This is a genomic window from Peterkaempfera podocarpi, assembly GCF_042466665.1.
Lineage (GTDB): Bacteria > Actinomycetota > Actinomycetes > Streptomycetales > Streptomycetaceae > Peterkaempfera > Peterkaempfera podocarpi.
In genome coordinates this window covers 4,527,713-4,549,706 of the sequence record NZ_CP162102.1, presented here as the reverse complement: position 1 = coordinate 4,549,706, position 21,994 = coordinate 4,527,713, and the positions used below count along the sequence as shown (strand labels likewise).

The following is a 21,994-nucleotide window of genomic DNA, read 5'->3' as shown; positions in this document are numbered from 1 at the left end:
AACCGCGTACCGGGGATCCCGGCACACGGCTCCGCAGCGCCCGCACGGTCAGCTCTCCTCGGCACCGTCGCCCTTGGCGTCCTCCGCGTCGGGAGCGGCCGTGGACTGGGTACCCGGCTGCGGCTCCGCCACAGCCACCATGGCGGGCCGGATGATCCGCTCGCCGATGCGATAGCCCGGCTGCAGGATCTGCACGCAGGTCGTCTCGGTGACGTCGGACGAGTAGCTGTGCATCAGGGCCTCGTGCACGGTCGGGTCGAAGAGCTCGCCCTCCTTGCCGAACTGCTGCAGCCCCAGCTTGGCGACCACGGTCTCCAGCGACTCGGCGACCTGCTTGAAGCCGCCCACCAGCTCACCGTGCTCACGGGCCCGGCCGATGTCGTCCAGGACCGGGATCAGGCTCTCCAGGACGTTGGAGACGGCGATCTCACGCACCGTCAGCCTGTCCCGCTCCACCCGCTTGCGGTAGTTCTGGTACTCGGCCTGCAGCCGCTGAAGGTCAGCGGTGCGCTCGGCCAGCTGGCGCCGGACGACAGCCGCGCTGTCGCCCGCGCCACTGCCCTTGGCACCCGCGTCGGCGCCGGCGTCGCCCTCCGCGGTGGCCTCCGACGCCGCCTTGTCAGCGGCGCCGGCGGCCTGGGCACCCTCGGAGGCGTCGCCGGGCTCCGATGCGAAGCCCTGCGGGTCCTCCGTGGTCACGCGGCACCACCCTCACGCTTCTCGTCGTCGACGATCTCCGCGTCCACCACGTCGTCCTCGGCGCGGGCCTCGCCCGCCCCGGGGCCGGCCGCGGCACCCGCAGCACCGGCGGCGTCGGCACCGGCGTTGGCGTAGAGCGCCTGGCCGAGCTTCTGCGCGGTGGTGGAGACCTTCTCGGTGGCCTCACGGATCTCGGCGACGTCCTCGCCCTTGAGCTTCTCCTTGAGGTCGGCGACCGCGGTCTCGACCTCGGACTTCACATCGCCCGGCACCTTGTCCTCGTTGTCCTTGAGGAACTTCTCGGTGGTGTAGACGAGCTGCTCGGCCTGGTTGCGGGTCTCCGCGGCCTCACGGCGCCTGTGGTCCTCGTCCGCGTACTGCTCGGCCTCGCGCATCATGCGCTCGATGTCGTCCTTCGGCAGCGCGGAGCCACCGGTGACGGTCATCCGCTGCTCCTTGCCGGTGCCGAGGTCCTTGGCTCCGACGTGCATGATGCCGTTGGCGTCGATGTCGAAGGTGACCTCGATCTGCGGGACGCCGCGGGGCGCCGGCGGCAGACCGGTCAGCTCGAACATCCCGAGCTTCTTGTTGTAGGCCGCGATCTCGCGCTCGCCCTGGTAGACCTGGATCTGCACCGACGGCTGGTTGTCCTCGGCCGTGGTGAAGATCTCCGAGCGCTTGGTCGGGATCGTGGTGTTGCGCTCGATCAGCTTGGTCATGATGCCGCCCTTGGTCTCGATACCGAGGGACAGCGGGGTGACGTCCAGCAGCAGGACGTCCTTGACCTCACCCTTGAGCACACCGGCCTGCAGGGCGGCGCCGATGGCGACGACCTCGTCCGGGTTGACGCCCTTGTTGGGCTCCCTGCCGCCGGTCAGCTCGCGGACGAGCTCGGCGACGGCGGGCATACGGGTCGAGCCGCCGACCATGACCACGTGGTCGATCTCGGACAGCTGGATGCCGGCGTCCTTGATGACGTTGTGGAACGGGGTCTTGCAGCGCTCGAGCAGGTCCGCGGTGAGCTGCTGGAACTGGGCCCGGGTGAGCTTCTCGTCCATGTGCAGCGGGCCCTCGGCGGAAGCCGTGATGTAGGGCAGGTTGATCGAGGTCTCGCTGGACGAGGAGAGCTCGATCTTGGCCTTCTCGGCCGCCTCACGCAGGCGCTGCAGCGCCATCTTGTCCTTGGACAGGTCGACACCGTGGCCGGCGTGGAAGGTCTTCACCAGGTAGTCGACGACACGCTGGTCCCAGTCGTCACCACCGAGGTGGTTGTCGCCGTTGGTGGCCTTGACCTCGACCACGCCGTCGCCGATCTCCAGCAGCGACACGTCGAAGGTGCCACCGCCGAGGTCGAAGACCAGGATGGTCTGGTCGTCCTTCTCCAGGCCGTAGGCGAGAGCGGCGGCGGTGGGCTCGTTGACGATGCGCAGGACGTTGAGGCCCGCGATCTCACCGGCCTCCTTGGTGGCCTGCCGCTCGGAGTCGTTGAAGTACGCCGGGACGGTGATGACGGCGTCGGTGACCTTCTCACCCAGGTAGGCCTCGGCATCCCGCTTGAGCTTCTGCAGGATGAAGGCGCTGATCTGCTGGGGGTTGAAGTCCTTGCCGTCGATGTTCACCTTCCAGCCGGTGCCCATGTGGCGCTTCACCGACCGGATGGTGCGGTCCACGTTGGTGACCGCCTGACGCTTGGCGACCTCGCCGACCAGCACCTCGCCGTTCTTGGCGAAGGCGACGACGGACGGCGTGGTCCGGGCGCCCTCGGCGTTGGTGATGACGGTGGGCTCACCGCCTTCGAGGACGCTGACGACGGAGTTCGTCGTACCGAGGTCGATGCCGACCGCGCGAGCCATCGCTGAATACCTCCACCAGAAGTTGAGCTGAACAGGCTCAAGCGTGCCTCACCCCGGCGCCACTGTCAACAGAGGTGAGTCGTGCCCACTCAAGTTTCCTGCCGGCCCCCCAGCGGGTGGCGAGATCCGCCCGACAGAGTGAGTGTTGCCTTACGTGACAGCGGCCATAGCCGGGAGATCTTCTGAACCGACACACCGCCCAGTAGTGTCCGACCCGCCCCACCCTCTTAAGTTACTGACCGGTACACTCCGAGGGAGGGGGAGTTCTGCACCCCCACCACCCACCCCACCGCCGGAGGAGACGGAGCAGCCGATGCAGCTCGCAGCGATTGTCATCTCGCTGGTCACCAGCGTGATCGGCATCGCGCTCGCCGCCCGCGCGGCCGCGTACATCTACAAGGTCGTCACGGTCGGACAGCCCGACGACACCCGTACCGGCAACCCGGCGCAGCGCACCAAGACCGTGGCCAAGGAGTTCCTCGGCCACACCCGCATGAACAGGTGGGGCGTCGTCGGCGTCGCCCACTGGTTCGTCGCCGTGGGCTTCTTCTCGCTGGTGCTCACCCTGGTGAACGCCTTCGGACAGCTCTTCGACGCGGAGTGGCTGCTGCCGGTCATCGGGGACTGGGCCCCGTTCGAGGTCTTCGTCGAGCTGATCGGCACCCTCACCACCCTCGGCATCCTGGTGCTGATGGCGATCCGGCTGATGAGCCTGCCCTCGCGGGCCGGCCGCAAGAGCCGCTTCGCCGGGTCCATCGCCTGGCAGGCCTTCTACGTCGAGTACACCATCCTCGGCATCGGCCTCTGCATCATGCTGCTGCGCGGCCTTGAGGGCGCACTGGCCGGGGTGGACTCCTACGAGGTGTCGTACCTGGTCAGCTACCCGCTGGCGCGGGCCTTCGGCGGCCTCTCGCTCGGTTCGCTGGAGAACCTGGTCTACCTCTTCGCGATGCTGAAGATCTCCATCTCCTTCGCCTGGGCGATCACCATCGGCATCAACCCCTCCATGGGTGTCGCCTGGCACCGCTTCCTCGCCTTCTTCAACATCTTCTTCAAGCGCGAGGAGGACGGCGACGTCGCCCTGGGCGCACTGCGCCCGATGACCAGCGGCGGCAAGCCGATCGACTTCGAGGACCCGGCGGACGACGCGGTCTTCGGCGTCTCCCAGGTCGAGCACTTCTCCTGGAAGGGCATCCTCGACTTCTCCACCTGCACCGAGTGCGGCCGCTGCCAGTCGCAGTGCCCCGCCTGGAACACCGGCAAGCCGCTCTCCCCCAAGCTGCTGATCATGAACCTTCGGGAGCACGCCTTCGCCAAGGCGCCGTACCTGCTGGCCGGCGGCGGCAAGACCGCTCCGGATGGAGGACCGGGGTCGGGCGAGGAGCAGGGCACCCCCGAGCAGCTCGCCGGCGTGCCCGCCGCGGCCCTGGCCGAGGCCGAGCGCCCGCTGATCGGCACCGTCGAGGAGAACGGGGTCATCGACCCCGATGTGCTGTGGTCCTGCACCACCTGCGGCGCCTGCGTCGAGCAGTGCCCGGTCGACATCGAGCACATCGACCACATCGTCGACATGCGCCGCTACCAGGTGATGATCGAGAGCTCCTTCCCGACCGAGGCCGGGACGATGCTCAAGAACCTGGAGAACAAGGGCAACCCCTGGGGCATGGCCACCAAGGCCCGCCTGGACTGGGTGAAGGAGCTGAAGAAGGAGACCGGCATCGAGGTCCCCGTCATCGGCGAGGACATCGACCCGGCCGAGGTCGAGTACCTGTACTGGGTGGGCTGCGCCGGCGCCCTGGAGGACCGGGCCAAGAAGACCACCAAGGCCTTCGCGGAGCTGCTGCACACGGCAGGCGTGCAGTTCGCGATCCTCGGCAAGGAGGAGTCCTGCACCGGCGACTCGGCGCGGCGGCTCGGCAACGAGTTCCTCTTCCAGATGCTCGGCGCGCAGAACGTCGAGACCCTGAACACCGTGCTGGAGGACGCCCCGGTCAAGCGGATCGTGGCGACCTGCCCGCACTGCTTCAACACCATCGCCAATGAGTACCCGCAGCTGGGCGGCCACTTCGAGGTCATCCACCACACCCAGCTGCTGCAGCACCTGATCGACGAGGGCAAGCTCGTCCCGGTCAACCCGGTCGAGGGTCTGATCACCTATCACGACCCGTGCTACCTGGGCCGCCACAACAAGATCTACACCCCGCCGCGCGAGATCATCGCCAAGGTGCCCGGCCTGCGCAACGAGGAGATGCACCGCCACAAGGAGCGGGGCTTCTGCTGCGGCGCCGGCGGCGCGCGGATGTGGATGGAAGAGCGCATCGGCAAGCGGATCAACACCGAGCGGGTGGACGAGGCACTCTCCCTCAACCCGGACATCGTCTCCACCGCCTGCCCGTTCTGCCTGGTGATGCTCTCCGACTCGGTCAACGGCAAGAAGACCGAGGGCGCCGCCAAGGAGCACCTGCGCGTCGTCGACGTCGCCCAGCTGCTGCTGGACTCCGTCAAGGCACTCCCCGAGCCCGAGCCCGAGCCGGCACCGAAGCCGGAGCCCGCGCTGGTGGGCGCCAAGGCGGCCGACCGGCCCGCGACCGTGCAGAGCCCGGCAGCGGCCGGCAGCGCCGGCGCTCCCGCGGCCGCGAAGGCTGCGGGGGCTGCAGGGGCTGCAGGGGCTGCGAAGGCTGCGGAGGCACCCAAGGCCGCCGCCGAGGCCCCGGAGGCACCCCGGGCCGCTGAGGCCCCCCAGGCCGCGGACGCTGCGGAAGCTCCCGAGAAGACCCCGGAGCAGCCCGCCGAGAAGCCGGCGGCGCAGCCGCAGAAGACGGAGTCCGAGCCGGAATCGAAGTCGGAGCCGGAGCAGAAGGAGCAGGACTCCGCCGAGTCCTGACCGGCCCCGCCACCGGCGCATCAACGGCCCGGTCGGCCGCCGCATCCCAGCGGCGCCCGGCCGGGCCGTTCGGCGTCCGGCCCGCGACCGCCGGTCCACCCGCGGCCCGGCGGCCGGCCGGCCCCGCGGTGGTCCCGCCGCCGTACGGCGCGCCGGGCGCACCTCCGTCCTGGCGGGGCCCGTACCCGTCGCCGCCCCCGCGCCTCCGACGTGTCACAAGTGGGATGCAAACAGGTCCTGGTTCTCCGGCACCGCGCAGCCCCGACACCGTCTGCGGGTACCGTCGGAGCGTGGCTGGCAACGGATACGACGACGGCCGCGGGGCGGACCCCCGGCAGGGATGGGGCCCCGCGTCCCAGCAGCACGGAAGCGGTCCGGGCGCGCCCGCGGGCGCCTTCGGGAGCTACCGCGGCGAGCAGCAGCCGGGACGGGCCCCGTACGGCGGCGGGCGCCCCGGTGCCGACCCGTACCACGGCGACGGGCCCACCGGCGTGCCCGAGTACTTCGGCGACGAGCGGCAGCAACCGCCGGCGCCGCCCCTGACCGCCGCCGACAACCCCGGCCACACCCGGGCCTTCACCATCGAGCACCCCTACGGCGCACCGACCGGCCAGGGGTACCCCGCACCCGGCGAGGACCATGTCGCCGTCTACCGGGCCGGCGGCCAGGCGGGCCCGCACAGCGCCGGTCCCCGGCTGCACTGGCGCGACCTGCTCACCGGGATGTACCTCAATCCGTCGCAGACCTTCGAGCGGATGCGGGTCCACCAGGTGTGGCTGCCCGCACTGACCGTCTCCCTGATCTACGGCGTACTGGCGGTCTTCGGCTTCGGGGACACCCGCAGCGAGGTGCTGCACTCCACCTTCTCGGTGGCGGTCTGGACCCTGGTCGGCGCGGCGGTCGGCTTCATCGCGGCCGGTGCGACCCTCGGTGCCGTCACCCATGCCCTGGCCCGGCAGATGGGTGGCGACGGCCTGTGGCAGCCCACAGTCGGGCTCTCCGCGCTGATCGCCTGGACCACCGACAGCCCGCGGCTGCTCTTCGCGCTCTTCCTGCCCGCCGACGGGGGCTTTGTACAGGTCCTCGGCTGGGCCAGCTGGCTGCTCTGCGCCGGACTGATGACCACCATGGTCCGCCGTGTCCACGACCTGCCCTGGGGCAAGGCAGCGGGTGCCGCGGCCCTTCAGCTCGTCGCCCTGCTCATCCTGATCAAGCTGCCGACCCTGAGCTGACCGGCCGCTCCGCGGCGGTGCGAGGATGGGGTGCGGCCCACAAGGCCGCCGTACCCCTGGCAGCGCCACCCACCCGGAGAACCCGTATGCCCCTCCCCACCGCCTCCACCCAGGTCAGTTTCCCCGCAGGCTCGGTGGAGGGACGTTCACCGGTCGTCGCTGTCCACGACCTGGGCGACGGACGGTACGGCATCGCCACCGAGGCCACCCCGTTCCATCCGCTGGACCACACCTGGCCCGACCAGCCCGCCGACACCGGCAGCCTCACCGTGGCCGGCACCGAACTGCCCGTCGTCGACTGCCTCACCGGGGCTGTGGGGCCGGGTGCCGACGGCATCGTCGTGGGCGCCGACATCCCGGTGCGCCGCGGCGACGAGGACTGGGCGTGGCTGGTACTGCATGTCGTGGAGTCGCTGCCCGGCCTGGACCCGGCCGGGGCGGACCTGCTGGGCTCGGAGGCCGAGCTGCGGGTCGACGCCGACCGGCGGGCCGCCCTCTCCGCCGCCCACACGGGCTGCCACCTGCTGGCCCTGGCCCTCAACGCCGCTCTCGCCCCGCGCTGGCGCAAGGACCCCGGCCGAAGCGACGCCTTCGGCAACCCCGACTTCGACAGCCTGGCGATGTCCTCCTCCCGGATGGACACCGCAGCCAGCACCGATGTCTACCGGCTCGGCAAGTCCCTGCGGAAGAAGGGCTTCACCGCCGAGGCCACCGAGGAACTCCCCGCCCTCGCCGACGCGCTGCCCGCGCTCACCGAGGCGGTCAACGAGCAGCTCGCCGCCTGGGTCCGGGCGGACTCCGCCGTCCGCATCGAGGTCCCCGGCCCGGAAATCACCGCGCGGCGCCGCTGGGCCTGCGACCTGCCCGCGGGGACTGCCGCGATCTTCTGCGGGGGCACCCATCTGCACCGTCTCGGTGAACTCACTTCGTTGGCAACAGAGTTGATTCTCTCTGCGGACGGCACGGAACTCACTGCCGTCACCATTCCGAAGCGGTCATGACAATCGCCTGATCCTTTGCATGCGCTCGGCCGCCGTCATGAGAAGATCACGACTTTGCAACCGACCTGCGCCTGCCCGCGCAGACCTCTTTCACGAAGCGTAGGGAATCGGTAGCGTTCCGGGATTCTCAGAGTCCCCGCACGACCCTGCAAGGACGTGTTCGATGACCACTCCGACACCGCAGCAGTCCCGGCAAGCCCCGGACGGCACACCCTTTCCGTCGCCGTCCGCATCGGCCGACGACAGCAATGCCCACCGCCCGCGCCGCAAGGGCGGAAAGCCGCTGATCCTCGCGGTCGCCATCCTTGCGGTGGCGGCCGCGGCCGGGTTCGGCATCCGCTATGCCACGGCCGACAAACCGTCTCACGCGGCCGTCGGGGAATGCATTCATGCGACCGGCGCCAAGAACAGCCCGAATGTCTCCACCGTGCCGTGCACCGACGGCGCCGCCGACTACACCGTGGTGCGCGTCGTGGAGGACTCCACCCGGACCGGAGCCTGCAACAACCTGTCCGACGCCGCACTGACGCAGCAGTCGGACGGTCACTCGTACGTGCTCTGCGTCAACAAGAAGTCGCCGTGACCCCGTCGGGGCGGTCGCCGCATCCGCCGGTCCCACCGGCCGGCAGCCGGCCGCCCCGGGCCACCGCGCTCAGACCTGGGTGCGGTGGAAGTTGAGGTACGAGCGCGACGGCGTCGGGCCCCGCTGCCCCTGGTAGCGCGAACCGTGCCGCTCCGACCCGTAGGGGTGCTCGGCCGGAGAGGTCAGCCGGAACATGCACAGCTGGCCGATCTTCATCCCCGGGTAGAGCTTGATCGGCAACGTCGCGACATTCGACAGCTCCAGCGTGACGTGCCCGCTGAACCCCGGGTCGATGAAGCCCGCCGTCGAGTGCGTCAGCAGCCCCAGCCGGCCCAGGCTCGACTTGCCCTCCAGCCGTGACGCGATGTCATCCGGAAGCGTGACGACCTCATAGGTGGACGCGAGCACGAATTCGCCCGGATGCAGGATGAAGGCGTCATCCCCCGCCGGTTCCACCAGCCGGGTCAGATCCGGCTGCTCCACGGAGGGGTCGATGTGGGGGTAGCGGTGGTTCTCGAAGACCCGGAAGTAGCGGTCCAGCCGGACGTCGATACTGGACGGCTGGACCATCTCCGGGTCGTACGGGTCGATGGCCACCCGACCCTTGTCGATCTCGGCCCGGATGTCCTTGTCAGAGAGCAGCACGCAACGAGGTTACGTGCAGCAGCGGGCCCCGGCCCAATCCGGCACCGGGGCCCGCGGCGGCCTAGGCCAGGAACTCCGGCGCCTCCAGCCGCATCGCCCGTGCCAACTGCCCCATCGACAGCGCCTCCACGTCTGCGGGCACCGAACTGCGCAACCGCCCGCAGAGGGGACAGCGGATCAGCCGCCCCGGCCCCAGCCGCCTGGGGCCGAGGTTCTGCATCGGGAACGTGCTGGTGCTGAACAGGTGCCCTTCGGCACATCGGACGACGGTGCGCTGCTCCATCGATCCCCTTCCCCAACGGACGGCTCGCTACGGACTCCCACGGTCCGCTGCGACCTCACGGCAGCGTCACATTAGGGGACGTTTCGGACATACAAGACAGTAGTCCGCCGTTCACAGCAGTCCCGGGGATTCGCGGCCCCCACAGTACGCCCGCACCCCCCACCCCCGCACCGCCCCGACACCCTCCGAACACCGGTCCACACCAACCCCCGGCAACCACCCCGCAACCGTGCAGCCACCACCGGCGATGAGGTAGAGTGACGGAGCACGAGCCGCCGGCTGACGACGGCTCAGGCGGGTGTAGTTTAATGGTAGAACATGAGCTTCCCAAGCTCAGAGCGCGAGTTCGATTCTCGTCACCCGCTCCACGCAAAAGCCCCAGGCCAGCGGCCCGGGGCTTTTTTGTTGTCCGGACCAGTTCAGACGTCCCGCGCCACTCACGTGCCGGAACGGGCGGGGACTCAGCGGGAATCGGGGCGCAAGGCGGAGCACGTGACGAGATCCCGCTCAGCTACAGAGTCCGCAGGTCACAGTCTGGACCGCCCAACCTCGCTCCCAAAGCGGGTGTCGCAGGTTCGGATCCTGCCGGGCACCACGGAGACGGCCCCGGACCGATCATGGTCCGAGGCCTTCAGGGGATGGGACTGCCGTTGACGACCGCTTGGCCACCTGCCTTACGCGTGGTGGGTCAGGCCGGGGTGTCGGCGTCCTGCGCGGAGGCCGCGAACGCCTCGGGGCCCTGCTCCACCGCTGCCGGGTCCATCCACATGACCTGCCATCCGTGGCCGTCGAGGTCGTAGAAGCTGCGTGAGTACATGAAGCCGTAGTCCTCGGCGCCATCCGCCTCGGAGCCGCCCGCCGCGAGTGCAGTGGCGCTGACCGTATCGACCTCGTCGCGGGACGACACGCTGAAGCAGTACAACGCCAGCGTGTGCGTCCTGGGATCCGCCATCGGCAGTTTCGCGAACTCCGCGAACTTCTCGCGGCTGAGCAGCATGACGAAGGCCTGCTCGCCGACCATCATGCAGGCGGCGGTCTCGTCGGTGAACATCGGGTTGAAGCCGAACCCGAGCTTGGCGAAGAACGCCTTGCTGAGCTCGAGGTCCGCCACGGGGATGTTCAGGAACAGCGTGCGGCCCGGGTGTGCGGGATGCGTCATGGTGGGTCTCCAGTCGGTGACTCGAAGGCGTACGTACTGGTAGACCGGCCCGGCCGGCGGAACTCATCGGTGTGTCTCCACTGGCCACCCGGACAACGGACGCCGTCGCATGGATTCGCCCCACCACGTCGCCTTGCCTCGAGGCAAGGCAATCCTGGCGCGGCCGAGTGTCCAACCGCGCGACAACGCCGACGAGCACGGGCAGACGACTGCGAACATTTACGGACCATCAGTACAACTCAGGGCCGCACCAGCCCAAGGTAGCGCCCCCACCCAAGTGGTTTCGGGACGAAAAAGTCGCACGCCACAGCCGTGCCCGATCCGTGCCCGATCCGTGCCCGACCACGCTCCACCGACCTGGCCGGCACTCCACGCCGCAGGTCCACCTGGTGATCCGTTAGCGCAAGTGAGACTGAGCCCAGTCGGAGACACCACTCAGCCGAGCGGCAGCTCTGGCGGGGTCACCAGTGCGGGCGGGCTGGTCCACCTCGAAGTCGTGGCCAGTCAGGCCGCTTTCTTCCTCAACAATGCGGGCAATGCGATACGCCAGGTCCATCACTGCCAATGCCGCCGGCCCCGAGTAGTGGTAAGCGATCTCGATGTTGCCTGTATCTCCGGCGTAGTCGAGCTGCACGCGTCCCGGCGGACCTACCGTCTCCAGGGTCAGGCTGTACCGGTACACCTCACACTCGACAGATCCAATTTCCCGCGAGACTCGATCCGCGATTCGGTCCCACTCGGCTCGCTGTGCATCGCTAAGACGAAGCTCGGGAAGGTCGGCATCGGGATCGAAACTGGCGTTGAAGCGGTCGAGCGCTTCTTGAAGTGTCAGGCCCGGCTGCACCCGCACGAGTGTGATGTCGTAGGTCACCTGCTGAACCTACGAGACGTCTGGCTCCGCGGCCACGGGCAAAGCCGCGCTCGGGGCCGTCACGAGGCCGTGCGGGGGCGCTCAGCGGTGACCGGCGACGACAGCCGCCGACCGCTCCCCCGCAGCTCAGGGGAATGATCGGCAGATCGTCCGCAGGTCAGCGAACCGGCGTGTCACTTCTTCGACTTCCAGGCCTGAGACTGTTCTACGTGCCACTGATCCGTTGCACGCTTCTCAGCGTGATGACACCACGAGAGTTACGCGATGCATGTCCGCCCGGCCGGGGACCGTATGCCTGTCCTTGTTGTCACCTGCTGACCCTGGAGGCGCGGTGCCACTGGGAGATCTGCATCGAGTGCGGGTGGGAAGACGACGGCCAGGACGACCTCAACGCGGACGAGGTGTGGGGCGGACCGAACGGCTCCCTGAGCCTGACCGACGCCCGCAATGAGTACGCAGATCACATCGCAAGCCTCGGAACGGAGAACCACGCGTCAGTGGCGGCCGGCGGCGAAGGACTTTGGTGGAGTGCCGCCCAGCAGCTCCTACGCGATGAGGGGCACATCCCCTAGGTCAGGGCCGTACGTCTCCCTATACTGAGCGGCTCAGATTGCCGATGGCTCGTCCTTCCGGCGGCGCCGCGTAACAGCGTTTCGATCACAGCTAAGAGCCTGTGGGCAGTGGTTTCAGCAGTGCGGCGCGTGCCAGAACGGGCGGTCAACCAGAGGGCAACGCAGCATGCCTCACCTATGATCGAAGAGGCGATATACCCAGCTCACGGACCGGAAGGCTCCGGTTGATCCGGGGATTGCCAAGCTCAGAGCCCGAGTTCGATTCTCGTCACCCGCACCACTGAAAAAGGCCCAGGCCCGGGAGAAAATCCCCAGCCGGGGCCTTTCGCTTTTGGATATCCATATCTGGCCACCGTGCCCGATCAGGCGGTACGAGTGCGCCGGCGGCCCCGCCGTCGCCGTCTCTCGGACGACGCGGGCCCGCTCCGGCGCCGGGCGGTCGCGCGGGACAGTGCCCCTGGCCGGGGCGGCGCCGGCGATGCTCTTCGACGCCGACGGCAGGGTCGACATCGGCTGGGACAACGCCGGCCACCTTGAGATGATCGCGACGCTGACGGGGCGTGGGGACGACGATCGGGAGAGCGGGGAATACCGCTCGACCCTCCGCTGCACCCATGGACAGTGGAAGCTCGTACACCACCAGGTCGTCCTGGACACCGATCCGCGCTGAGCCGCGGTCGCGTCCGGACTCCTCCGGACGATGGACGCGGGGCCCGGCACCTGGCACGCAAGCGGAAAAGGGCCTGCGCAGGACGAAGATCGACTCTGCTCTGCGGAGAGGCGGAAGTCTCGCCTGCGAGGCATGCGGATTCGACTTCCGGGAGGTCCGCTGCGAGCGAGGTACCGGGCACATCGGGGCGGCCGGTGGCTTCGTCCTCGGCTTCGCGCTCGGCTTCGCGCTCGACCTGGCTGCCCCTGCGGTCATGCGGGAGGTTCCTGGCCACGCAGAGGCCCCCGAACTTGCCGAGGCCCCCCAGCGCGGCCCCGGACGGCACAAACCGCGCCAACTGGCCTTCGAGTCGGGCCTCGCAGCTCTGCTCGCGGGCGTCACCGCAAGTCCCGGCGCCTCATGAGGCGCCCGCGCCCCCCCTTTTGAGCCGAGGGTTCATCAGAGAACATCTCGGAGTTCACCACCGACCGGCAAGTTCAGGGGTATGACTTCAAGACCCTTCTCCCGCAGGCGCACTCGGATCGCCATTGCGATCGGTGCCACCATTGCCGTGGTGGGCGCGGGCACCGCAGCGGCCCAGGCCTCCGGTTGGCTTTCGGCTCCGTCGCACGACTTCCGCGCGGCGTCGGACTCCTTCTCCGGCCACGGCACGGTGACCGGCAATGTTCTGCGGAACGACCTGGGCGCGACCGCGGTCGTGCGGCACACGGCCCCGTCCGACGGCAAGGTGACGGTCGACGCGGACGGCACGTTCGCGTACACGCCGAACTCCGGCTTCAAGGGCACGGACACCTTCACCTACACGACGACCGACGCGGTACAGCTGTTCAAGGACGCTCAGGCGAACGGGTCCTCCCTGTCGCCGCTCAGCGAGGTCGCCGGCCCGGGCGGCACCACCACCCGGATCTCCGGCGAGGGCTTCGGCTCGTCGCTCGCCCCGGTGCCGGGCAGGTCGGGATACTTCTACAGCCTCACCGACCGCGGCCCGAACGCCGACGCCCCCGACGGCAACAAGTCCGAGATGCTCCTCGGCTTCACGCCCGAGATCGGCGAGTTCAAGCTTGTGGACGGCAAGGCCGAGCTGGTCGAGCAGGTCACCCTGAAGGGGCCGAAGAGCCTCGGCGGCGTGAAGTACAGCGGCCGCCCGCCGCACGACACCAGCGAGGTCATCGACGACGTCGCGGCGACGAACGCCAACGGCGGTACGCCCACGCCCGTGGCCAGGGATCCGTACGGCTACGACTCCGAGGGCCTGGTCGCGCTGCCGGACGGCACGTTCTGGGTCTCGGACGAGTACGGCCCGTACATCACGCACTTCGATGCCAACGGATACGAGCTGGGCCGGCTGACCCCGTACAAGGACAGCCCGGACAACGCGTACCACAAGATCCTCGGGTACCTGCCGGCCGAACTCGCCTACCGTGCCAAGAACAAGGGCATGGAGGGCCTGACGATCACGCCGGACGGCTCGACCCTGGTGGGTGTCATGCAGTCCGCGCTGCAGCAGCCGGACCTCGGCAGCACCAAGGCCGGCAACGTCGCACCCACCCGCATCGTCACGGTCGACCTGCACACGTACCAGGCCAAGCAGTACCTGTACCTGCTGGACAACCCCGCGACCACGGGTGACGCCAACAGCGAGATCACCGCGCTGTCCAGCACGAAGTTTCTCATCGACGAGCGCGACGGCAACGTCGAACCGTTCGCCCAGAAGACCGTCTACGAGGTCGACATCAACGGCGCCACGGATGTCAGCGGCCTGACCATCGGCGGCAAGTCGCCCGAGGCCTTCGTCGGGAAGGCCGACACCAACCCCGCGCTCGCCGCGCTCACGGGCGCCGGTGTCAACGTCGCGCAGAAGCAGCCCTACCTCAACGTCGGGACGCTGGTGAGCCAGCTCGACCCCACCGGTGCGTTCTTCGCCCATGACAAGGTCGAGGGCGTCGCCACCGCGGACGGCGGCAGGACGCTGTACCTGTCCAACGACGACGACTTCGGCATCGACACCATCGCCGTCGACCCCGACGGCACATGGACCGTGCACCAGAAGGTGCTGCCGCCCACGGGCCAGAGCGACAACGGCGAGATCCTCAAGGTCGACACCACCAGGCTGCCGGCGGTCCTCAAGACCGTCACGGTGACGATCCGCGTCCGCTGACGCACCCGACCGCCGTCGGGCCCGCCCACCGCCGTGGGCGGGCCCGACGGGCGACAGTCGTTCCTCCAGCAGCCGTTGCGTCCTGGAGGCCGGCTCGGCAGCCCAGCGGATTCGGCCGCATTCCCGCCTGCCGCTCTCTCGGCCCGGCGCATGCGGACGGCTGCTCCGCCCTGCCTCTGCCGCTGATCCCAGCCGTCCGCCGTCAGGGGAGGTCGCTGGTGACCTGGACCGGCTCGCCACTGGGCCGGACGCCGGTGTAGCGCATCGTCAGGGCCGTGAAGTGGCGCACCCCGGCGTGGCCCGCCCAGAGACGCGCCCGCGAGAGGGTGATCCGGACCGGGTAGTCGTGGAAGTGGCCGCCCACGCAGTTGGGCAGGCAGTCGTTGAGCTGCCGCACGCCGTTGCCGGTGGCGACGCCAGGGCTCCAGCTGGTCCAACTGAGCGAGCTCAGAAGGTCGTTGGCGTCGGCACAGGCGAGGATGATCTCCTTCGGCCGCACCTCCGGCGAGCCGAGGCAGTTGACGACGACCGTCGCCCCTCCCGTCGCCCTGGGGGCGGATGCCGCCGATGCGGGCACGGTCGTCACGGCGGCTGCGGTGGCGGCGGACAGGAGGAGCGCCGCGGCTGTCGCGGGAGTACGTCGCATGTCGGTCACTTCCCTCGGCACAGTCGGTGCGGCCCCGGGAGGCGGACCCGGTGGACCGGGTCCGGCCGATGGGACCACCGGCGTCCACCCTCGGTGCTCCCCCGGGGGGCTGCAACCGCGCAGGGGGTGACACACCCCGCAGCCATGCGGTTACGCCCGGAAAGCCCAGGCACCGGACGACGAGCGGACCCTCACCCGTTCGGCCGAGCGCGCATCCGGGCCGGGTGCCCCGACCATGCGCCGAAGTGCCGCGCGGCAGGGCCGTCCCGGGACATCGGCCCCGGCCTCCCACAGCTGTCGCCGCACCCACCCGAGGCGGTGGCCCACGCCCGGGCGCTCGCCGACGCGCCGCCGGCCTACCTGGCACCGCCGGGCGGCTTCACCGACGACACCGCCCTGGTCCTCGCGCGCCCGTGACCGCACCGGCCGCGCGCCCGGCGGACCGCCGCCGGACGGCGGTGGGCGGCCGGGCCCCGGAAAACGGTACGGACGTTCCGCACCGGCTCGGGTACGGTCCGGGTGGTCCTCACAGGTTCGGACAGGGACGGGTCCAGAGGTGGCTGGCGACATACGTGTGTGTTTCATCGGTGACTCCTTCGTTCAGGGCGTCGGTGATCCGGAGTACCGGGGGTGGGTCGGACGGGTGCTCCAGGCGACCCGCGTACCGGGCGGCGAGGTGACGGGCTTCAACCTGGGCATCCGCAGGAACACCTCCGACGAGGTGCTCGCCCGCTGCTGGGAGGAGGTGTCCCGCCGGCTCTCCCCCGGCGCCGACAACCGCCTGGTCGTGTCGTTCGGCAGCAATGACGCGGTGGAGGAGGACGGTTCCGTGCGGGTCGCACCCGAGCGGACCCTGGACAATCTCACGCAGCTGCTGACCGAGTGCGCCCGCCGTGGGATGCCGGCGCTGGTCGTCGGCCCACCGCCGGTGTGCTCGGCCGGGCCCGCCCACCTGGAGCGGCTCCTCTCCCTGAACCACCGCCTGGAAGCCGTCTGCACCCGTGCGGGCGTCCCCTGGGTCCCCGTCACGGAGGCGCTGGCGCAGGACAGGGTCTGGCGGGCCGAGGCCGAGAGCGGTGACGGTGCCCATCCCGGTGCGGGCGGTTATACGGGTCTTGCGGCCCTGGTACTCGCCGCCGGATGGCAGCGCTGGATCTCCGCACCGGGCCACGGGCCCGCGGTCACCCCGGGCGCTGCGGGCTCACCGGCAGTGTGAGCGGTCACCCGGCCTGAACAGCCGTGTGGGCCCGCCCCGGTCGGGGCGGGCCCACACGTCCTGGATCGACGGTCACTGCACCACGGTGAAGTACTGCCAGCTTCCCCAGGTGCTGAGGTTGGTGCTGTCGTCACTGCTGTGCAGATATCCGGCCGCCACCCGGAACCTGCCGCCGGCCGCATGGCTGAGGCCGATCCGGTGGGATGCCGTGCTGGCCGATCCCAGGGCGGCGCAGGAGGTGGTGCTCAGCGTGTGCCAGGCACCGCCGGAGTACTGCTCCAGCCGGTAGATCACACACTGGCCGGCCTTGTTGGGCGCCACCGAGACATTGAGCTGCTCCGTGGCGGTGTGGTGGTAGACCCGGTAGAGGGTGCTGCCGTAGTGCGTGCTGGTGTAGTAGCCGCTCTGCGACCCGGTCACCCCGGCGTAGCTCTGGACACTCCGCGCCGCACCGGCGGGCGCATAGCGCTGGTCACCGGCGAAGGCCGCGGTGAAGGTGGTTGCGCGGGTGACCTGCCAGCTCGCCCGCAGATTGCCCTGGCTGTCCACCGACCCGCTTTTCACCAGGGTCTTCTTGCCGCCCGCCGGCTGAGCCCAGATCTGGACGGTCCGGCCGTCGTAGGTCGGGCCGAGGTGGGCGGTGACCGTGGCGGCCGCGCCGTAGGCGTAGGTCGGCACATCGGTGGCGAGCGACAGCGATGCGGCCCTGCGGGAGACCTGGACGGTCGCGCTGCCGGTCGCCGCCAGGTGGTCGGCGTCGCCGGGGTAGCTCACCGTGTAGGTGTTGGCACCGCCGACTCCCGGATGGTCGGTGATCCGGAAGCTGCCGTCGGCGGCCAGGGGCACGTCGGGCAGCGCCACCCCGGCGGGGTGGGCCGGGTCGGTCCTGCGCACATGGAGGAGCCCGCCCACGTCATAGGGTCCGTACGTCAGCCAGCCGGTGACGGTCAGTCCCAGCGCCCGGGGAGAGGCTGCCGGGGCGCTGAGGTTCACCGTGGTCGACGCGGGGGGCGGGAGCTGCGAGGGAACGTAGAAGGAGTAGGTGAGGGGCTGGGACCGCCGGCCGGCCGCGTCCACTGCGGAGACGTAGAGGGTGGCGGTACCCCAACTGGTGAGGTTGATCGTCACGTCCGCCTTGCCGTCAGGACCTGGGACGACTTCGGGGTCCCCGCTCCCCGGGGCCTGGTTGAACGAGTACACAAAGTGGTCCAGGCCGCTGGCCTGGCAGTCCGGAGCAGCCGCGGTGGTGCAGCCGGCCGGCAGGGTCTCGGCACCGCTGAAGGTGAACGTGGTCGACTGCCCTACTGCCTTCTTCGGCCTTCCCGGGCTGCCCGACTGCGGGAGGTCGGGATTGGTGATGGCGCCGACGGTGGGCCCGCTGCCGTCCACCGTGAAGTAGCAGGTCCCGGTCGGTTCGGAGTACGAGGTCCCGTCGAAGGTCGACGCGTACCAGCCGTAGCTGTGGCCGTCCGCCAGGGACAGTGGCACATAGACCCCCTGGTAGGGGACCGGGGACTGGTCGGTCGCGCCGTCGGCCGACTGCGAGCCGTCGAGATCCCACAGGTGGACAACCCCTTGGAACTTCTGGCCGTTGAGGGTGGGCCTGGGAATCCCCACGTCGAAGTTCACCCCCGCCGGAGAGGGAATGGACGGGGTGATCCAAGCCGTGCCGTCGCTGCCGCAGCCGTACTCGTTGGGCACCGTGGGCGTCGGCAGGGCCGGGTCGATCGGCGTCTGCGCGGCCACCGCTGTCGTCGGCAGCGCTGCGAGGAGCGCCCCGGACAGCAGCAGCACGAGCCGTCTGCGACGGCGTCGCAGGGTTCGGGTCAACGGGGTTCCCTTCAGGGGCGGGTGGCGTCGGGCGAGCATGAAACTATCCGAACTATCGTTCCCCGAAGCCCGTGTTGACCATGGCATTGCCGTCCGCCGACTGCTGGTCAGCCGCAAATCCCTGCACTCCCGGACATGCCGCCCTCGCCCGGGCCCCTGCCGCAGCATCCTGTCCCGACGGAGACCGGATACGCGATGATCAGCCGAACCGGGAGACATCGCCCGGCAGTGGACATCCGCACGCCGGATGAGCCGACCGGGAAGTACGGGATGCTGTGTCTCGCGGACTGGTCAGTCGTCGCGCTGGGCGGCGTAGCCATGCTGGCAGGCGCTGTCCTCTTGCGCTGGGCACCGGCGCGAGCCCGTCAGGGCACTGGTGACGACCGGGGGTTCCGGTCCTCCCTGGCCTGGTTCCCGGTCCTCGTCGGGGCGGCGATGGCCACCGCCAGGCTGCCGCACCTGCTCGGCGCACCCTCCGTGGTGCTCGGAGCGGCCGACGCCGTGCAGGGCGTACTGATGCTCACCGCGGCCGTCGTGGCCTTCCGGGCGGCCCGGCGCATCCGCTCGCACGACGTCCCGCCCGCCCCCGTCGGGCCGTCCCCCGCCGGCCAGGGCTGACCGCCACCCCGACCATGGCGGTCCCGGCGGCCTCCCGCCACCGGTCCCGCAGGCACTTCCACCGCCGCGCCCGGCGCCCCCGTCCCCGGCTCTCCCCCACCGCCGGACCGTCCCACGCCGACACGACAACCACCCCCCCCCCCCGGCTGCGACCCGGCCTCCGTGCCACCCCGCCACGACGCCGGACGATCCTGCGCGCTGCCGGGCAGACCCGGCATGTCGCGCATGTCACACCCTGTACCGCCGCCGACACGCGGAAGAAGGGGAACCGGCCCGAGAACGCTGCCGTCCCAAGCGTGGGGTCGGCACCGGGGGGTTCGGGGGTGGACGCCGACGCCATGACGGATTCGCCGGTGGGCGGGCCGGGCCCGCCGCCATGACAGCTGCCTGGGGGACGCCGTGAACGCCCTTCCCATCCATACGGTGGGCGAGAGGGAACGCCCTCCCGCCCCGTCGCCGGACCTGCCGTCGGGCGACGGCCCGGATGCCCGGAGACCCTGGGTCCGGCGCTTGGACGGCACCGCCGGGCGGCTGCGCGGCGCAGCCCGCTTCGCCGCTCCCGCGCTGCTCTGCTATGCCGCTGTGCGGGCCGTCGGGGTGCTGCTGATCGTGGTGTGGGGGCACCAGCGCGGGACGCCGGGGCTGGAGACGCTGGCCACGCTGTGGGACGCCGACTGGTACACGCAGATCGCCGCGCTGGGGTACGACCACTCGCTGCCGGTGGCGGACATTGTGAACGGCCACCACGAGTACACCGACCTGGCCTTCTTCCCTGCCTTCCCGGCACTGATCACCGCCGTCCACACCGTGCTGCCGCTGCCGCTGCCGGATGTGGCGCTGCTGGTCGCCTGGGTCGGTGCGGTGGCCGCCGCGTGGGGGATCTTCGCGGTGTCCGCGGCCCGCTACGGCCGGCGCACCGGTGTCATCGCCGCGGTGCTGTGGGGGGTGCTGCCGCATGCGGTGGTGGAGGGGATGGCGTACACCGAACCGGTGTTCACCGCCTTCGCCGCCTGGGCCCTCTATGCGGTGGTCACCCGGCGCTGGGTGTGGGCGGGGCTGCTGGCCGTCCTGGCGGGCCTCACCCGGCCGAGCGGTGTGGCGGTGGCCGCCGCGGTCTGCGCGGGCGCGGCGGTGGAGCTGGTCACGCTGCTGAGGCGGAACCGCACGGCGGACAGCGCGGGCACCACCGGTCTGTCGCGACATCGTCCGGCCGGATGGTGGCGGCCGCTGCTGGGCGCGGTGCTGGCGCCGCTGGGCTGGCTGGGCTTTGTGGGCTGGGTGGGGCTGCGGCTGGGCCGGTGGAACGGGTACTTCCAGGTCCAGCTGCTCTGGAGGTCACGCTTCGACTGGGGGACCTCCACCCTGCACGATCTGCGTCTGCTCTTCGTCCATGCGCAGCCGGTGACCCTGGGCCGTCTGGTGGTGGCCTGTGTGCTGTTCGGCGCCGTGGTCCTGTTCGCCCTGTCGCTGGTGCACCGCCAGGCGCTGCCGCTGCTGGTGTTCAGCGCGGTCATCCTGGTGATCGCGCTGGGTGACGCGGCCTACTTCCCGTCCCGGGCGCGGTTTCTGCTGCCTGCCTTCCCGCTGCTGCTGCCGGTTGCCACCGCTCTGGCGAGGGTCCGCAGCCGGGCCTCGACGGCGATCCTGCTGAGTGCGGCCACCGCCTTCTCCGCGGTCTACGGCGGCTATCTGGTGTTCGTCTGCCAGACCGCCCCGTAGCCGGCCAGGGCAGGATGGGCTCATGGTGAAGATCGGACTGGCGACCGAGGCAGGCTCCGCGGACCGGGAGAACGAGGACTTCGCGCTGGCCGCCCCGGATGCCTTTGTGGTGCTGGACGGGGTCACGCCGGGCCCGCACGATCCCGGCTGCACCCACGGTGTGGTCTGGTACGTACGGCAGTTGGGCGTCAGGCTGCTGACCGAGGTTGCCGGTTCCCCCGACCGCGGGCTGGCGGACTGCCTGGCCGCGGCCGTCCGGGGCACCGCGCTGGCGCACGGCGGCGGCTGCGATCTGACCGTCCGCGCCACTCCGCAGGCCACCGTCGCCACGGGCCGGGTGGTGGACGGGCGTTTCGAGTATCTGGTGCTGGCCGACTGCACCGTGGTGCTGGAGCTGCCGGACCGGCTGGAGGTGGTCACCGACGACCGGGTGGAGCGGGCCGCCGGGGAGCTGCGGGCGGCCGCCGCGGCACTGCCGGAGGGGTCCGCCGAGCGGGCGCGGGCCGATGCCCGCCGTGCCGTCGCGGTGGAGGAGCTGCGCAACCGGCCGGGAGGGTTCTGGACCGCGGCGGCGGACCCGGCGGTGGCGGCCGAGGCGGTGACCGGCTCGGTGCCGCTGGCGGAGCTGCGTGCGGTGGCCGCGATGAGCGACGGGGCGAGCCGCTATGTGGACCTGCTGCGGCTGGGCGGCTGGCCCGACGCGATGCGGCTGCTGGCCTCGGACGGCCCGGGCGGGCTGCTGGCCCGGGTGCGCGCCGCGGAGGCGTCCGATCCCGAGCGGCGGCGCTGGCGGCGCGGCAAGGTCAGCGATGACGCCACGGTGGTCCATGTGCTCTGGGACAGCCCTCGCTGACGCATCGTCATACACGGTGCTCTATGGGCGCGACAGGGCCCTGGACTACGCTGGATCGAGGCACAGACGGGCTCGTGAGACACGGGGGAGCAACGTTATGAGCTTTGTGGGCAAGGCCTGGGACGACGTCACCGAGGCCGCCAAGGACATCGTGATGTCACCCGTCGAGGTGGCGCACTCGGTGCTGGACAAGATGTTCGGCAGCACCGAGGACCTGCACCGGATCGCGGCCGAACTCGGCGTGCTGGGGCGGAAGGTCGACACGCTGCGCAAGGAGATGGACGCGGCGGTGGGCCAGGTCTCGTGGCACGGGAAGGCCGCGGACGCCTTCTCCGCCCATGCGCAGGGCCGCCTGCGGGAGCTGGCCGGCGCCGCGGACGACCTGGAGGCGCTGGGCAAGTCCGTGGAGCGCCTGGCCAATGTGATGTGACGCGGCGCGCGCTCCGCGCGGCCGTCGTACGGGGTGGGCCCGCATCCGGCAGGAGAGCGGCCCGGCAGGACA

At 70.5% G+C, this 21,994-nt stretch carries 20 protein-coding genes and 1 tRNA gene; 13 read left to right on the top strand and 8 right to left on the bottom strand.

Annotated elements, in window-relative coordinates:
- Positions 1–48: 48 nt before the first annotated feature.
- Both grpE and dnaK read right to left on the bottom strand, forming a co-directional pair.
- Positions 49–699 (bottom strand): nucleotide exchange factor GrpE, encoded by a 651-nt coding sequence (grpE, locus tag AB0761_RS19955; protein WP_377270437.1) that lies wholly within the window; start codon positions 697–699, stop codon positions 49–51.
- The gene (gene dnaK, locus AB0761_RS19950) at positions 696–2,552 is read right to left on the bottom strand and encodes a molecular chaperone DnaK (protein ID WP_377270436.1); all 1,857 of its coding nucleotides are present in this window, start codon (positions 2,550–2,552) and stop codon (positions 696–698) included. The genes grpE and dnaK overlap by 4 nt, the downstream gene beginning before the upstream one ends.
- 313 nt (positions 2,553–2,865) lie before the next feature.
- On the opposite strand from dnaK, the gene AB0761_RS19945 reads away from it, so the two are divergent.
- The 4 genes from AB0761_RS19945 (at position 2,866) to AB0761_RS19930 (ending at position 8,252) form a co-directional block, all read left to right on the top strand.
- The gene (locus AB0761_RS19945; RefSeq protein ID WP_377270435.1) at positions 2,866–5,436 is read left to right on the top strand and encodes a (Fe-S)-binding protein; all 2,571 of its coding nucleotides are present in this window, start codon (positions 2,866–2,868) and stop codon (positions 5,434–5,436) included.
- 290 nt (positions 5,437–5,726) lie between these two features.
- Positions 5,727–6,668 (top strand): YIP1 family protein, encoded by a 942-nt coding sequence (locus tag AB0761_RS19940; protein WP_377270434.1) that lies wholly within the window; start codon positions 5,727–5,729, stop codon positions 6,666–6,668.
- Between the two features lie 86 nt (positions 6,669–6,754).
- Positions 6,755–7,669, top strand: a complete 915-nt coding sequence (locus AB0761_RS19935; RefSeq protein ID WP_377270433.1) for a metal-dependent hydrolase — start codon at positions 6,755–6,757, stop codon at positions 7,667–7,669.
- A 163-nt stretch (positions 7,670–7,832) separates the two neighbouring features.
- Entirely contained in the window at positions 7,833–8,252 is a 420-nt protein-coding gene (locus AB0761_RS19930) for a hypothetical protein (protein WP_377270432.1), read from the top strand.
- A gap of 69 nt (positions 8,253–8,321) precedes the next feature.
- Here the strand turns inward: AB0761_RS19930 and dcd are convergent, their stop codons facing one another.
- Both dcd and AB0761_RS19920 read right to left on the bottom strand, forming a co-directional pair.
- Positions 8,322–8,897 carry a dCTP deaminase gene (gene dcd, locus AB0761_RS19925; RefSeq protein ID WP_377270431.1) on the bottom strand — a complete coding sequence of 192 codons (576 nt, stop codon included), beginning with the start codon at positions 8,895–8,897 and terminating at the stop codon, positions 8,322–8,324.
- Positions 8,898–8,958: 61 nt separating this feature from the next.
- Positions 8,959–9,180, bottom strand: a complete 222-nt coding sequence (locus tag AB0761_RS19920) for a hypothetical protein (protein WP_377270430.1) — start codon at positions 9,178–9,180, stop codon at positions 8,959–8,961.
- A gap of 294 nt (positions 9,181–9,474) precedes the next feature.
- On the opposite strand from AB0761_RS19920, the gene AB0761_RS19915 reads away from it, so the two are divergent.
- A tRNA-Gly gene (locus AB0761_RS19915) sits at positions 9,475–9,548 on the top strand.
- A 320-nt stretch (positions 9,549–9,868) separates the two neighbouring features.
- Here the strand turns inward: AB0761_RS19915 and AB0761_RS19910 are convergent.
- Positions 9,869–10,339, bottom strand: coding sequence for a VOC family protein (locus AB0761_RS19910; protein ID WP_377270429.1), 471 nt, complete (start codon positions 10,337–10,339; stop codon positions 9,869–9,871).
- A 397-nt stretch (positions 10,340–10,736) separates the two neighbouring features.
- Entirely contained in the window at positions 10,737–11,210 is a 474-nt protein-coding gene (locus AB0761_RS19905) for a hypothetical protein (RefSeq protein ID WP_377270428.1), read from the bottom strand.
- 134 nt (positions 11,211–11,344) lie between these two features.
- Here AB0761_RS19905 and AB0761_RS19900 point away from each other — a divergent pair, with 134 nt between their 5' ends.
- The 3 genes from AB0761_RS19900 to AB0761_RS19890 all read left to right on the top strand — a co-directional run bounded on the left by AB0761_RS19900 (position 11,345) and on the right by AB0761_RS19890 (position 14,610).
- Positions 11,345–11,782, top strand: a complete 438-nt coding sequence (locus tag AB0761_RS19900; RefSeq protein WP_377270427.1) for a CPCC family cysteine-rich protein — start codon at positions 11,345–11,347, stop codon at positions 11,780–11,782.
- A gap of 478 nt (positions 11,783–12,260) precedes the next feature.
- The gene (locus AB0761_RS19895; protein ID WP_377270426.1) at positions 12,261–12,452 is read left to right on the top strand and encodes a hypothetical protein; all 192 of its coding nucleotides are present in this window, start codon (positions 12,261–12,263) and stop codon (positions 12,450–12,452) included.
- 484 nt (positions 12,453–12,936) lie between these two features.
- Positions 12,937–14,610, top strand: a complete 1,674-nt coding sequence (locus AB0761_RS19890) for an esterase-like activity of phytase family protein (RefSeq protein ID WP_377270425.1) — start codon at positions 12,937–12,939, stop codon at positions 14,608–14,610.
- Positions 14,611–14,812: 202 nt separating this feature from the next.
- Here AB0761_RS19890 and AB0761_RS19885 read toward each other — a convergent pair whose 3' ends face one another.
- Positions 14,813–15,256: a hypothetical protein gene (locus AB0761_RS19885; protein ID WP_377270424.1), complete on the bottom strand. Its 444-nt coding sequence runs from the start codon at positions 15,254–15,256 to the stop codon at positions 14,813–14,815.
- A gap of 556 nt (positions 15,257–15,812) precedes the next feature.
- Here AB0761_RS19885 and AB0761_RS19880 point away from each other — a divergent pair.
- Positions 15,813–16,472: a GDSL-type esterase/lipase family protein gene (locus AB0761_RS19880; protein ID WP_377270423.1), complete on the top strand. Its 660-nt coding sequence runs from the start codon at positions 15,813–15,815 to the stop codon at positions 16,470–16,472.
- Positions 16,473–16,544: 72 nt separating this feature from the next.
- Here AB0761_RS19880 and AB0761_RS19875 read toward each other — a convergent pair whose 3' ends face one another.
- Positions 16,545–18,302, bottom strand: coding sequence for a hypothetical protein (locus tag AB0761_RS19875; protein WP_377270422.1), 1,758 nt, complete (start codon positions 18,300–18,302; stop codon positions 16,545–16,547).
- Positions 18,303–18,572: 270 nt separating this feature from the next.
- On the opposite strand from AB0761_RS19875, the gene AB0761_RS19870 reads away from it, so the two are divergent.
- From AB0761_RS19870 to AB0761_RS19855, 4 genes are all read left to right on the top strand, one after another.
- Entirely contained in the window at positions 18,573–18,920 is a 348-nt protein-coding gene (locus AB0761_RS19870; RefSeq protein ID WP_377270421.1) for a hypothetical protein, read from the top strand.
- 510 nt (positions 18,921–19,430) lie between these two features.
- Positions 19,431–20,639 (top strand): hypothetical protein, encoded by a 1,209-nt coding sequence (locus AB0761_RS19865; RefSeq protein ID WP_377270420.1) that lies wholly within the window; start codon positions 19,431–19,433, stop codon positions 20,637–20,639.
- A 22-nt stretch (positions 20,640–20,661) separates the two neighbouring features.
- Entirely contained in the window at positions 20,662–21,492 is an 831-nt protein-coding gene (locus AB0761_RS19860) for an integrase (protein WP_377270419.1), read from the top strand.
- Between the two features lie 97 nt (positions 21,493–21,589).
- Entirely contained in the window at positions 21,590–21,922 is a 333-nt protein-coding gene (locus AB0761_RS19855) for a hypothetical protein (RefSeq protein ID WP_377270418.1), read from the top strand.
- Positions 21,923–21,994: the final 72 nt, after the last annotated feature.